The organism is Psychrobacter maritimus, from assembly GCF_029953575.1.
Lineage (GTDB): Bacteria > Pseudomonadota > Gammaproteobacteria > Pseudomonadales > Moraxellaceae > Psychrobacter > Psychrobacter maritimus.
The window spans coordinates 221,137-235,334 of record NZ_CP124526.1 but is presented as its reverse complement, the minus strand read 5'-3'; the positions used below and the strand labels follow the sequence as shown (position 1 = coordinate 235,334).

At 43.3% G+C, this 14,198-nt stretch carries 10 protein-coding genes; 5 read left to right on the top strand and 5 right to left on the bottom strand.

All coding sequences use genetic code 11. The annotated features are described in order from the left end of the window. Window positions 1-107: 107 nt before the first annotated feature. The gene (locus QJS82_RS00995; protein ID WP_281490925.1) at window positions 108-761 is read right to left on the bottom strand and encodes a YiaD family glycine zipper/OmpA-like lipoprotein; all 654 of its coding nucleotides are present in this window, start codon (window positions 759-761) and stop codon (window positions 108-110) included. 583 nt (window positions 762-1,344) lie between these two features. Here QJS82_RS00995 and QJS82_RS00990 point away from each other — a divergent pair. The 5 genes from QJS82_RS00990 (at window position 1,345) to minE (ending at window position 6,236) form a co-directional block, all read left to right on the top strand. After that, complete coding sequence (locus QJS82_RS00990) at window positions 1,345-2,307, top strand: 1-acylglycerol-3-phosphate O-acyltransferase, YihG family (protein ID WP_281490924.1); 963 nt, start codon at window positions 1,345-1,347, stop codon at window positions 2,305-2,307. A 230-nt stretch (window positions 2,308-2,537) separates the two neighbouring features. Next, a complete protein-coding gene (locus QJS82_RS00985; RefSeq protein ID WP_438656282.1) occupies window positions 2,538-3,632 on the top strand; it encodes a hypothetical protein in 1,095 nt (364 codons plus the stop codon). 187 nt (window positions 3,633-3,819) lie between these two features. After that, entirely contained in the window at window positions 3,820-4,686 is an 867-nt protein-coding gene (gene minC, locus QJS82_RS00980; protein ID WP_281490922.1) for a septum site-determining protein MinC, read from the top strand. Between the two features lie 444 nt (window positions 4,687-5,130). Then, a complete protein-coding gene (minD, locus tag QJS82_RS00975) occupies window positions 5,131-5,943 on the top strand; it encodes a septum site-determining protein MinD (protein ID WP_183620258.1) in 813 nt (270 codons plus the stop codon). A 2-nt stretch (window positions 5,944-5,945) separates the two neighbouring features. Then, the gene (gene minE / locus QJS82_RS00970) at window positions 5,946-6,236 is read left to right on the top strand and encodes a cell division topological specificity factor MinE (RefSeq protein ID WP_183620257.1); all 291 of its coding nucleotides are present in this window, start codon (window positions 5,946-5,948) and stop codon (window positions 6,234-6,236) included. An 85-nt stretch (window positions 6,237-6,321) separates the two neighbouring features. Here the strand turns inward: minE and QJS82_RS00965 are convergent, their stop codons facing one another. The 4 genes from QJS82_RS00965 to QJS82_RS00950 form a co-directional block, all read right to left on the bottom strand. Then, window positions 6,322-6,849: a cytochrome b gene (locus tag QJS82_RS00965; protein ID WP_201619207.1), complete on the bottom strand. Its 528-nt coding sequence runs from the start codon at window positions 6,847-6,849 to the stop codon at window positions 6,322-6,324. A 173-nt stretch (window positions 6,850-7,022) separates the two neighbouring features. After that, window positions 7,023-7,526, bottom strand: a complete 504-nt coding sequence (locus tag QJS82_RS00960; RefSeq protein WP_281490921.1) for a hypothetical protein — start codon at window positions 7,524-7,526, stop codon at window positions 7,023-7,025. Then, the gene (locus tag QJS82_RS00955) at window positions 7,523-8,557 is read right to left on the bottom strand and encodes a chemotaxis protein CheB (protein WP_281490920.1); all 1,035 of its coding nucleotides are present in this window, start codon (window positions 8,555-8,557) and stop codon (window positions 7,523-7,525) included. The genes QJS82_RS00960 and QJS82_RS00955 overlap by 4 nt, the downstream gene beginning before the upstream one ends. Next, a complete protein-coding gene (locus tag QJS82_RS00950; RefSeq protein WP_281490919.1) occupies window positions 8,547-14,162 on the bottom strand; it encodes an Hpt domain-containing protein in 5,616 nt (1,871 codons plus the stop codon). The genes QJS82_RS00955 and QJS82_RS00950 overlap by 11 nt, the downstream gene beginning before the upstream one ends. Between the last annotated feature and the right edge of the window lie 36 nt (window positions 14,163-14,198).

Sequence of the window (14,198 nt, the reverse complement as noted above, 5' to 3'; positions counted from 1 at the left end):
AGGACAAATTTCAGGCAAAAAAAGACCAGCTTTGCGCTGGTCTTTCGTTTAATGCTTTATTTTTTCTTGATTTTTAGTCAATCAATTTCTTAGTCAATCAATATTGATTAACGAACGCTGTTTGGCGCATTAACGGTTAGCTCAACACGGCGGTTTTGCTGACGACCATAATCACTGTTGTTATCAGCAACTGGACGCGACTCGCCATAAGCGACTACGTTGATACGGTTAGAAGCCACACCGCGAGCACTTAAGTAGTTCGCTACTGCATAAGCACGGTCACGTGATAATTTCATGTTATAAGCATCAGTACCTTTACTGTCGGTATGACCGGCAATAGTAATGGTGTTTTGGTTATATTCATTCATTGTAGAGGCAAGCTTATCAAGCGTTGGTCTAAATGATGGGTTTAAAGACGCATCATCAAACGAGAACGTGATATTACCTGGCATAACTAAGTCAATGTTACCATTAGCATTCGGTGTAACCGTCACACCAGTACCAGCCATTTGCTGCTGAAGTTGCTTGGCTTGACGATCCATATAGTAACCAACGCCAGCACCTAGTGCAGCGCCAATAGCAGCATCACGACCAGTTTTTTCGCCACCTGTTGCTTTTGAGATAGTCGCGCCACCAGCTGCACCAGCTAATGCGCCAAGTGCAGACTTGTTAAGAGTCTGTTGGCCAGTGTATGGATCTGTAGCACAACCGCTTAGAGCCAAACCTGATGCCACTGCTGCAATCATTAATGTATTACGCATAATATTTCCTCTTAAGTTAAAAAAATCGATAGATAAATTTGCTTTTTATAAATATTGCTTATGACCATTATTGATCAGCAATTATTGGTCAGCAATATCGTTTAGATGTTTATCTACACTTGCTATTATTATGGCAATTGCCATCCATTTGTGTGTAATATTTTGTCACATCTATGTATGAAAAGTGCATAACTATTTATGACTTATTGCTTAGCAACAGAGCCAATTTGCTACCGCAAGTCACGTTTACAGTCGTACACTATAATATTTTTCTGCTAAAATCAGCCAACAAAATGATTATTGCATCAACAACACTAAAACCTGACACGCAATAATAACTGAACTTAGTTAAGGTGTTAAGTAGTTCAAAATGATAAAAATGCTATTAAAAAGTACGTTGGCTCAATTAAATATAGGCGCTTGTTAACAGAGGCTTATTTATCTCATTGGCTTTTATATGGCGAAATTATTACTAATAAATAAGAGTCCATATTAAGAATACATTAGTTATATATTTTGAGGTTGATTAAAAAATTCTAAAAAAAGTTGCTTGATTAACGAAATGAATAGGAAGGAATTGGATATGCGCTTAAATTCTGCCATACAAAAAATACACGAACGTACGCCAAAATTAGCAAAAGCCATGTCGCTTGCGACAGCGACTGGGGTCATCGCTGCCAATAGCTTTGGCGGTAGCATTCCGTTATGGCTAATGGGGGTTGGTAAAATCATCACCGGCGCTCCTATCGCCGATAAGACAGTGATTAAAATCGCTGAACACTGGATTAGCAGCAACAATGCGCTCATCGACAATATGTTGCCGCGTAAAGACTGGCGCATTCATTTGCCAGATGATGTCCATATTAACGGTAAGTACCTGCTGGTCAGTAACCATCAATCTTGGGTGGATACCAGCATCGTGCAATATATCAGTGAAAAACGCTTGCCGCTGACCCGCTTTTTTACCAAGTTTGAGCTGATTTATATTCCTATCGTTGGGCAGGCTTTTTACTTTTTAGACTTCCCAATGATGCGCCGCCACTCTAAAGAAGCGGTTGCTAAAAACCCTGCCCTTCAAGGTAAAGATATCGAAGAAGCAAAGCGTGCTTGTGCGTTATTAAAGGACAAGCCCTTTACCTTATTGAACTATTTAGAAGGCACGCGCTTTACCCAAGAAAAGCACGATAAACAAAACTCGCCCTATACCCATCTATTAAAACCACGCGCCGGTGGTTTGTCGCTGGCTATTAACGCCTTGGGCGCTGACATGGATGGTATCTTAGATATGACCATCGTTTATCCTGACGGCGTACCAACCTATGGCGATTTGTGGAAAGGGAATATCAAACGCTTAGGCGTCGATGTCCGCCATATCAAGATACCTGACGAGCTGTTTGCGGGTATTCAAAACGGTGGTTACGAAAACGATGACGCAGTCAAAGCGCAGATGTTTGATTGGGTCGAACACATTTGGCGTCAAAAGGATCAACGCATTACTGAGATGCTTGCTGAATTTGATGAAACGGCGGTTGATAAAACGCATTAGGATTAGAATAAAATGTAAAATCTCTATTATTAAAATCCGTTGCTACTGTCAGCGGATTTTTTCTATAAAAAGATAATGGCTAAAATACCAAATTATAATGGTTGATGGCTTGTTTTTTGGCATGATTCATTGATAATGTGAATAACCATTAAAACTCGTTACTTATTTGGTAGTGATTGGCCGAAAGCTACTCACTACTGATGCCATTTACCACTTAATAAGGTATGACTGTGTCCGCCTCTTCTACTAGCAGCGCCCCTATAGAATCAACGTCCGCGCGCAATCAGCCCTCAGACTTATCGAATAGTCCACCACCAAGACCGAATCGTCCCAAGCCCAATCGCTTGAAGCTGACCTATGATATCGTGATGATTATCGCCATCAGTATTGATTTATTATTAATCGGTATTGACGCTATTTTGATGAGTGGTTTTAGTCGTGATGCGGCGCAGTGGTTGACTCTGAGTGAAGCATTAAACTGGTATCAAAGCCATGTCCATGATTCGTTACGGACAGCTGGTGGCTTCTTTACCTTATTTTTGATTGTAGAGCTGCTATTACGCTGGGCGATTGCTATTAAAGAAAAGGTTTATTACCGCTGGTTCTTTTTCCCTTTTGTCCATTGGTATGAAGTGTTAGGCTGTTTCCCGCAGCTGCGCGCGCTGCGTTTATTTCGCGCGGTGATTATCGGACGCCGATTATATCAATTGGGTTATCAAGTATTGCCGCAGCCGTGGATTAACCGTATTAATTTTTATATCGATTTACTTTTAGAAGAGCTGTCTGACCGCGTCATCTTAACGACCATTCAGACCTTTCGGCAGCAGCTCACCGACCCTAAAATGCATAAATCGTTTATTGAGTCGACCATCGCGCGCAATCGCAACGAGATTGAGGCGGCGGTGCTATCGCTGCTACGTAAAGAGCTGGCGCCAAAACTGCAAGCACTGACCGAATCATCAGGTGGTGGCACCATTATCGCCACTGAGATGGGCAATGCGATTAAAGAGGGGTTGGCCAATACGCCTGAGCTACGCCGCTATCTGCGCATGATACCTATTGCTGGTAGCTTAATTGAGTCTCAGCTTCAACATGTCGGACATAATATTGGTGAGAACGTAGTATATGCGCTTAATGAGCGCCTGCTTGACGCCGAACGTCTCGATGCTTTGATGGTCGCTATTGCCAGCGGCGTCGCTCAAATCGATACCGATAACAGTGCCCTTGATACATTAATCTCAAGTATTATTGCCGATAGTTTGGATGAGTTTGAGGCACAAATAAAAGTGCAGCAGTGGAAGCATCAGGACATGCTTAGGTTGTAGCATTTTTAGTCAGAGCGGGCTTAGCAAAAACTGGCTTAGCAAAAATTGGACTAGGAAGAACTGACTTAATAAGAACTGGGTTTTGATCGCTATATTTTTATATAGCGATAGTTTTATATAGCCATACTTTGATAATAAAAACGGCACCGTGAACACCGCAATACGACCATTTTTGAGGATTTATATTATGACGATTTCAGACAATGACCAGCATGCCCTCGCCTCAGCCAACACGCCGGCGTTAGCTTTTTATGGCAAGATGCTGACCTTTTCACGGGTGCAGTTTAGCACCGATGATTTTACAGCGATTACTAGCCAACTTGAAACCACTCTGAGCAATAAGAACAGTAATATTCCGGTACTGATTGACAGTGAGGTCGAGCAAGATTTAGCGGCGTTGGTAGAGCTGCTTTGGTCTTGGGGTTTGCAGCCTATCGGTGTGGTCACAGGTTTGCTTGATGCGCAAGCTCGCGAGCTACGCTTGGCGATATTCCCCGCTGATGGTAAACGCATCGAGCGTATTTTACCGAGTAAAAAAGCCACTACTCAGCTGAGCCAAGTAGCAGCCACTGTGCCCAATAACAGTGCTGACTCTACAACCACCACTGCCGATAATACGGGTTCAACAGTAGACAACCAAGCGGTTGCAGCAAGCGCAATACCTGAAGTAGCCGAAACCACCTTGACTGCTGAAACGCTTATCAGCGCTGAGCAAATTACCAGCCTCATCTATGATCAAATGCTACGCTCAGGACAAAGCCTCAATCATGTTGGCGGTGATTTGATTTTAACCAACAGCGTCAATAGCGGCGCCGAAGCCATTACCGACAATAACTTACACGTTTATGGCCGCGCCCAAGGTCGCTTAGTCGCAGGGGCAACTGGCGACAAAGACGCGCGGATTTTCTGCCAAGTATTTAACCCTTCATTAGTCTCCGTTGCCGGTACGTATTGCTTACGCGACAACCTACCTGAGCACGTGATTGATAAATCGGTTGAAGTACGTTATTTAGAAGGTCAAGGCTTGGTCTTTACTGTCATGGACGACGCTTAAATTAGCTATGACACTAAGATTATCCAAAGGCCTCATTGCAGTTATATTATTGCATTCATATCAGCTTAAAAAATGGATGATAAAGACTGAATTGGCGGCTCAATAGTATGATTAATATTGTAGTAAGTTTACTTAACAAAACTGCGCTATGATGAATTTTTAGCTCTGCCACTATTTACGTTAGACTATATGTACGGGCTTTGAGCGCAGATACTAGAGCGTTTTTTAGCTCTCTAATCTTTGTGCGGATAGCAAGCATAAATGCGATATATCAGCTGTTTTTGTGCTTTAATATAGACTTGCTATAAGTTTTTGTATATTTATGCTAGGCTTACGCTCGCAGATAGCACATATACGCTAGGTGAATGCCAAGCAAATGTGCTACTTTATATCTATACTGTTTTGTATAATAAATATCCCATCAATTCATAGGAGTGTGCCATTGTGGCGAAGATTGTTGTAATCACTTCGGGTAAAGGCGGTGTGGGCAAAACCACAACCAGTGCTTCTTTTGCCGCCGGTTTAGCATTACGTGGCTATAAGACAGTTGTTATCGATTTTGATGTAGGCTTACGTAATCTAGACTTGATTATGGGCTGCGAAAATCGAATTGTTTATGACTTTGTCGATGTTATCAATGGTAATGCACGCCTATCCCAAGCGCTGGTGAAAGACAAGCAATTGGAAAATCTATATATCCTACCTGCCAGTCAGACACGTGATAAAGATGCGTTGACGGACGAAGGCGTAGCAGAAGTCATGGACGAGTTGTCTAAGCAGTTTGACTATATCATCTGTGACTCGCCTGCTGGTATCGAACGCGGTGCTCAGCTTGCGATGTATCATGCTGATGAAGCCATCATCGTTACCAACCCTGAAATCTCTTCAGTACGTGACTCGGACCGTATCATTGGTATCTTGCAAAGCCAAACTAAGAAAGTGGCTGAAAACCAAGGGACGGTACGTGAGCATCTTATCATCACACGCTACAATGCAGACCGCGCAGCCGCTAACGAGATGATGGATATCGATACCATCTCTAACGATATTCTAAAAGTGCCGTTACTTGGCGTGGTTCCTGAAAGCCATTCAGTACTTGAAGCCTCTAACCACGGTGAGCCAGTGATTCATTATACCGACTCTGTTGCTGGTCAATGTTATGACGATATCGTTGCCCGTTTCTTAGGGGAAGAGCGTCCATTACGTCACATTGATGTGAAGAAAAAGAGTCTATTACAGCGCTGGTTTGGGGGTTAATAATGAGTAAGAAAAAAGGATTTTGGAGTAGTCTATTCGGCACCGATGACAGCAGTAATGCTGGTAGTGCCAATATGGCCACTGAGCGTCTAAAGGTTATCGTTGCAAGCGAAAATCGTTTAAACAATCGTTTGACCGCTGACCGTATCGAAAAAATGAAACGTGAAATACTAGAAGTGGTTAATAAATACGTCAACGGCGTTCAGATTGATGATGTCAATATCAATCATCGTTCTGAAGACAGCTTAGATGTGCTAGAAATGAATATCAGTTTACCTGAGCATAAAAAGTAGAGTTGGTTTACTTTATTGCTCCATAAAAAAGCCCTAAGTATCATACTTAGGGCTTTTTTTATGCTTACTTTTTATCTACCAGCCTTTATTTTATACGGGCTATCAGATTGTCTTTTTTGATAAACTGATGGTATAAAGCGGCGCCAATATGAATCAAGGTAAAGGCGATAATCATTGGCCATAAAATATCTGTATGCCAGTCATTAAAAAGTCGGGCCAAGCCTCTATCTGGTGTGACAAAGACAGGGATTTGAAATAAGCCAAAGATATCAACGGCTCTACCGCCATAGACTGACATCAGCAGCCCTGCTGTTGGCATAGCGATCAATAAAGCGTATAAGAAAAAGTGTGACAATTGTGAGAGGAGCATCTGCCATTTTGGCATAGCAACTGCAGGCGGTGCTTTGGTAAATATACGATTGATCACGCGGGCAATCATCCAAAACAATAAACTGATCCCAAACGCCTTATGCAATCCGATATAAACCTTACTATCCAAATTGCCATATAAAAATATCATGACCCAAGTGACCAGCAATAAGATGGCACTAATCCAGTGAAAGATTCGACTAGCAACTGACCACTTTGTCAGGTTTGAATTGATGGTATTCATAGCTTACTTTATCACCCCTATTGTTCATTAGCGCTCAATGCTGCTCATTCATACTAACTGGCGCTGACTGATACACTGATATTGGCAAACAGCGATTGGCTGATAAAGACACGTGCTAAACACTCTCAAGGCTAATGACAAAGATTTTTATGAGAAGCCTAACCGTAAGCAAACTAGGAGTCTAAATCAACCAATTGGTGTGCTATTTTATCCAAATCTGCTACCAAGTACAGCGTATTATCAATCATCACGGTTTGAAAGAGGTAGGATAGCACATCATCTTCTTGTATGCGTTCATCAACATCATCGATTTTGTCGTCTGTTTTAATAAAATACTCAGGAAGGTCGATATCTTTGACATCAGAGATACGCGCCTGTAGTTGGCGTAGCTCGCCTGCCGTTTGGAGTGCGATGCGATGGGCGGAGGTATTACCCTCTAAGACAATCATTTTCTCTGGTTTTTGATGGCGTGGCAATAGATGGAAGACCGCGACTGCTTGCTGTTGCCACTCATAACTATCGGTATGTTCGCTACATTCCTCGACGCTCAAAATCAAACTGCTAGGAATAATCCAATCCGGTTGGTTAACTGCTGGGACAACCGTCACGTCGAGCATACCATTGTTAGTGGTCAGTAAGCTCACCGCCTCAAACGAATGCTTTAGAATCTGTTTCATAAGTTGCTCACAATAAATGAATCTAAAGGGGCGCTCATCGCCCTTTCAGTAATATACTCAGTAAGTTTTTCTGCTAATGCTGTAGGACTGCCGACAAACTGACAATAGCCTGAATCAATAATCGCTTGTGGCTGACTAGGACAGGCACTTAAGCTTGGCTCTTGCGCCCACAATTGACTGTCATTGTCTTGGATTAAATCTAAATACTGCGTGCCATCGTTACCCATCCCTGAAAATATAATATTGATAAGCTCACTGCCATAGACATCACTGGTATTTTTAAGAATTTGCCCGATAGCAGGTTTATAATCGCCTTCCCAAGCCTGATCTAACAAGATGATGCGACCGGTTGAATCACAGACGACTTGTTTATCAATAGGTACTATAAGACATTGCCCAGTGCGCAAACGCTGCGTTGAGGTAATCAGCTGACAGCGCCACTCATTATGACGATTCAATATACGCGGTAATGTACTAATCATGGTTTGGTTAAAGTGATGCGCCAATAAAATACTTACAGGCAGTAAAGGCGATAAGTGGTCTAAAAACTCTTTGACGGCGCTAGGGCCACCCATTGAAGCCCCTAAAAACACCACATAACGCCAGTCATTAGCCTCATTTTTATAGGCAGTGTTTTTATCAGTAGCATTATCGACTAGCATCGGCAAAGCCAACATTTGGGCAAGCTTACGCTTTAGTTTACGCTGCCACTTAGCATACTGCTGTGCTTCATTAAGATACGGTGCTTGACTGAAACCCACCAACACAGCGGCAGCTTTAGAGGCTGCCGTTGCTGTCGCCATATGATGGTCATAATCACCGTCGATTAACCAAATATCGATAGAGCTTTCATAGCTCTCAAACTTATCTTGCAATTGCGCGCGCGATACGCAGTCAACCAGCTGTAAACCACAGCTACGCACCGTATCAGAAAAAGCCATACGCTGATGATGGTCCTCTGCAACCACCAATACCTTGATATCACTTTTATGTTTGTCTTTTAGCGCCAAGGCACGTAAGTTATCCTTCATTGACTAGGCTAGCCTCTTTACCCAATAAGGTTTCAATCTTACTAAGAAGCTGATTTTCTTGGAAAGGTTTGCCCATATAGTCATTGACCCCAATCTCAAGGGCGCGCTCGCGATGTTTTTCACCCGTACGCGAGGTAATCATAATAATCGGCAGATGTTGCAGACGTCTATTATGGCGAACTTGCGTCGCGACTTCAAAACCATCCATGCGCGGCATCTCGATATCGAGTAGCATCAAGTCAGGTGTCGTTTCTTGGAGAATCTCAAGCGCATCGATACCATCTTTAGCAAGCACCACGTTGAAGCCTTGGCGCTCTAAGAAACGTGAGGTGACTTTTCGTACTGTAACGGAGTCATCGACCACCAAGATAGTCGCTTTAGACTCTGTCGTGCTGCGCATGGTCACAGCAGGTTTTGCGACTTCTTTCACCAAGGTGACATTACGCATTAACGCAATCAAATCAAGGATGAGCATGACTGAGCCATCACCCATAATAGTCGCTGCTGAAATACCTGATAAATTCGAGAACTGTTGTCCCAAAGGTTTCACCACAACCTCGATACGTGAGCCTGCGATTTGGTCTACCTGTAGCGCCATATTCTGCCCACCACGGTTTTTGATAATGATAAGTGGCACGCTGGTATTGGTATTGACGACCAGCTCATTTAACTTATTACCAGATAAAATCTCATTTAAATAACGGACGCGATAATCGGTATCTTCAAAGTTAAGCGTCGCCGCGCCTGATTGATAATAGTCGTATATTTTTTCTGGATTGATACGCACCACCCGCTCAATCTGCACCAGTGGTATCGCATAATAGCGGTCTGCTGCGCGCACTACCAAGGCATCAGAAACAGCAACGGTGAGCGGCACACGCATGGTAAATCGAGAACCTTTACCCAGCTCTGAGACGACGGATACTGCGCCCCCTAACTGACGAATCTCACTGATCACGACGTCCATGCCGACACCGCGCCCTGATATCTGCGTCACCTGTTTACTGGTACTTAAACCGGCATTAAAGATGTACTGCATAATATCGAGGTCGCTTAAGGTACTGTCGCCTGCATCAATCAGACCTTGAGAGATAGCTTTATTGCGTACTGCTTCTACATCAATCCCACGACCGTCATCGGTTAACTGGATGACAATTTCACTGCCTTCACGCCGTACTTCTAAAGTGATTTGCCCACTACGCTCTTTACCCGCTTTTAGGCGTGTAGCAACGTTCTCAATCCCGTGATCGACGGCGTTACGTAACATGTGCTCAAGCGGTGAGGTAATGCGCTCTAGAATGGTTCTATCCATTTCATCATCAGCATTGATAATCTTGAGCTCAACCGACTTATTAAGCTCATTGGCTGTCTGACGTACGATACGCTCAAGCCTTGGCGTTAGACGGGTAAACGGCACCATACGCGAGTTCATCAAGCCATCTTGGAGCTCGGTTTGCGTTCGTGATAGTTGTAGCAATAGACTTTCACTATCACGGGTTTTTTCTAATAAGGTGTTATTAATATCGACCAAATCCGACGCCGACTCTGTCAAAGATTTTGACAGCTGATTCAATGAAGAATACTGATCCATCTCTAGCGGGTCAAAACCTTCATGATTGACCAATTCGTCATCGATTTGCGATAAAATCTGCGCCTCAAGCTCAATCTCCATCCGGCGTAACTGATCTGCTAAGCGCTGTACGGTAGTGCCCATCTCTTCAATACTATTGGTCAAGCTACTCATGCCCATATCGATACGCGCACGGTTAATCGCCGACTCGCCCGATAGGTTAATCATATGCTCAATCAGACCACCTGAGATACGAATCATCTCATTATTATTGGTGTTCTGCTCTTGCTCAGCGGTATTGGCCACCATCAGCGGCATCTCACTAATATCCTTTTGGATATAGGTCGATTCTTGCTTTTGTTTCGCTAAAAGAATGGCGTCACGCTGCGGCTGCAATGATTCTTTCGGTATCTGCTTTAAGCTATCTGGGTTTTTACTAAATTGCTGTAACGCCTCAATCAATAAATCAGGGGTTGGCGGATTCACCTGTTGCGACAGAATAAATACGGCATCTGCAAGCCAATCATGACAGGCAACTAATAGCTCTAAGACTTTTTTGGTAGCAGGACGGCGACGATCGAAAAAATCTGTATATACCGATTCCATTTCATGCGCAAGGTCAGCGATACCACTAGCGGTCACCATACGCGCGCCACCTTTGAGGGTATGCAAGTCGCGTTGTAGTGCCTGCAATGCCACCGTATCATTTGCATCACTTAAGAATGATTGCAGATATTCGTTACGGTTGGTCAGGGCTTCTGCTTCTTCTAAAAACACTTCCAAAATATCAGGGTCAGGTAAGCCATTTGCCCATGATTGTTTGATAATTCTATCTAAACTTAAGCTATCTGCTGCTTGTTCTATACGATGAATATATTCATCTGCCAGTACTTGCGACTCGGTATCAATATGGTTTTTCGGCATCGGTACAATAAGTTGAACGACATCTGGCAATGCCCTCGCTTTTTCAAACTGTTGTAACTGCTCAATCAACTCAGGTGCAAAAAACGATTGCTGATAGCGGACAATGTGCGCCACTTGTAATGACAACGTATCTTGCACGACCTGCATAATCTCAAGCCACTGTGCGGTTGGCATTCGTCTTTCTTCTACAAACGCCTCGTAGATACTCTCCGCTTCATGAGTCAAGTCACCAATACTACGGATACCTGCCATGCGCGCGCCACCTTTGATGGTATGCAGATGACGTTGTAAGACTTTTAAAGTATTGATATTACTAATGTCGGCGCGCCATTTACTAAAGCTGTCATTGAGCGCGTCATCAAGCTCTTGCGCCTCTTCTAAGAAGATTTCTAATAGCTCGATATCGGTATCGATGGTTTCAAGCTCTAGCTCAGGCGCGGCGATACTATGCACCGAAGCATCAGCATAAACCTCTGCAGCAATATTAATGTTGGCTTCAGTTTCAGTTTCAATTGCAGCGTTGATTTCGGCATCATCAGCGACCATTTCGTCATTACTGTCATGGCGTTGAGAAATACTTTGTAGCTGCTGAAGAACTTGCTCATCAATTTTTAATGAGCTGCTACCTGCCAAGGCATCAAATAAACCGACCAATTGCGCATGTCCGGCCAGTAAAATGGCTTGAATATCAGTATCAATCGACTGTTCAGGATGATGGCTTAAATAAGCATAAGCCTTGCCCAACTCATTAAGGATGGCAGTAAACTTTGGAAACTCTTGGGCTTTATCACTTAAGTATTTTATTTGTGCCATTTGCTGCGCTATATAAGCTTGGACTTGCGCACTTTCTGGATGAGTCAAAGCGGCTTCTAGCTGCCATTCAGCATCGAGCAATTCATTGATATTATCATCCAACAATTGGTTTATCGTTGGCTTGTTATCAGCGCTGCTCTCGTTATCTTTAATGGCATACTGCTCACCAAGCATCGCTTGCAAAGAGGCAATATCTTGCTGGCTTTGCGTCTCTTCTAACGACACATCCTGCTGCTGAACGTTTTGCTTATAGTTATCCAAATAGCCATTAATAAGGGTCGCAGACTGGGCGAGCGCCTTTAAATGCTGCGCACTCATCGGCGTATCCTGCTGCTGTAGCAGCTCTAAACTCTGCTCTATGGTCGCACTAACCTCGCTAATTGCTGTCAAAGCACTAGATCCAGAAGCAGCCCTTAAGGTATGGAATGCCCGTACAATCTCATCGCTTACAGCCACATAAGGCTCATCTTGATGGCGACGAACAAAGTCATTAACGCTCTCTAATAACTCTTCTGCTTCTTCAATAAAAATGTCAAAAAATGCTTGTTCTTCTTCACTTTGAGGGGTCAAAACGATGGGCGCTTCTGCCATTTTTTCATTCACAGAATTAATCGTTTGCAACATGCTGTCGATATGATTGCTATTGTCAGCATTGCTCTCATCGTCAAAACCATCCTGAGCACTTTGATTTGTACTTGGTGCAGAAGACGGTACAGGAGTGCCTAATAACTGTTGGTATAGCGCAGAGTAGCTAAATTCATTACCCAACTGTTTACTATAGGCCTGAGCACAAGCCACCCATAAGGGCATGATAGTAGGATAATCTTGGCTATCGTTCTCAAAGGTGGTTAATAACTCAGGATACACGCTCAGCACATCGCCAATCAGCTGCTGTATGTCCGTAGAAGCCGTAATACTATTATCTAAAATACGGTTGAGCATATTTTCTATCGACCAAGCCAACTCAGCACTAGTATTAGCACCAACCATACGCCCCGACCCTTTTAAGGTATGAAAGCCGCGGCGAATATCAGTCAGCTGGGTTAAGTCATCTGGAGCAAGCTGCCACTGCGCATATAAAGGCACGATTTCATCCAAGACCTCATTGGCCTCTTCTAAAAAAATCTCTTTAATATCAGGATCGGCATCGTCAGCATCTATCGGTAACGGCTGGGCTACTGACATAAATGGTTGCAGTATCGCAGGGATTTCTAACTCTATCAATGATACAGAGATATCTTTTTCCTCTGCCATCGTATAATTAACGTGCTCAGTTGTTCCTAGAGTATCGGCATGCTCAATGTCTAAGTTTGTTTCGTTTAAAAGTAAACTTTCTTCCAATAAAGAATTATTTCCTTCAACGTCAGCGATAGAAGATATGACTTCAGATGTTTCTAGCCCTGTATTAATAGGTTGCTGGCTCATTAGGTTATTGCTTTGCACAATAATAATGGCAGGATCAAAGCTTGGTAATTGCTGTGCTTCAAAGTCACTCAACATCGCTGGTAGACGCTGGGTCGTTTCTGTCACTAACGCAACGACTTCATCGGTCACCGGCAGTGTTTTGTCCAACAGACGATTGAGTAGGTGTTCAATTGACCATGCCATCTCACTGATGCTAAAAGCACCAACCATACGCCCTGAGCCTTTTAAGGTATGGAAACCTCGTCGCACTTCCGTTAACGGGGTTAAATCCTGTGCGTCTTGCTGCCATATCGGTAAAAAATCTTCTAAATCAGCAATAACCTCTGCAACCTCTTCGATAAAGATGTCACGAATATCTTCATCGATATCAAAGTTATCAGGCTTGATTTGGCTACGGGCGCTTAATAAAGCGGCACTTTCTGCTTCATAAGTGTTATTAAGATTATTAGCGTTATCACTATTATCACTGGCCAAATCACCTAGCTCATCCAATAGACGCAAAATAGCAATCTGGTTACGCTCGTTTTCTTCTTGAATTTGGCGCGCACGCTCAGACTCTGCTTCCGCCTCTTGGCGACGACGCAAGGTCTCTTTTTCAATCAATAAACGTTCTGAGCCGCCACGTTGTTTTAGTAGCTGGAATAACGCAAACAAGATACCAAGCACACCTAAGACAAAGACAATCACCGGCAAGACAACTGATTGATTAAAATTCGTTAAATATTGGCTGACCGATGACAATGAATTGACCAGCCAAAACAGACAAGCCACACTTACTAAAGCACAAAGCCCTAATAACAGCTTCCATTTACTATTAGCATCTGTCGTTGTTTTATTCTTACCAGCTACAGGGTTGTTTATAACATCACTCATCGTGCCTCTTCTTACAAAAGACAGACTAATCATTTC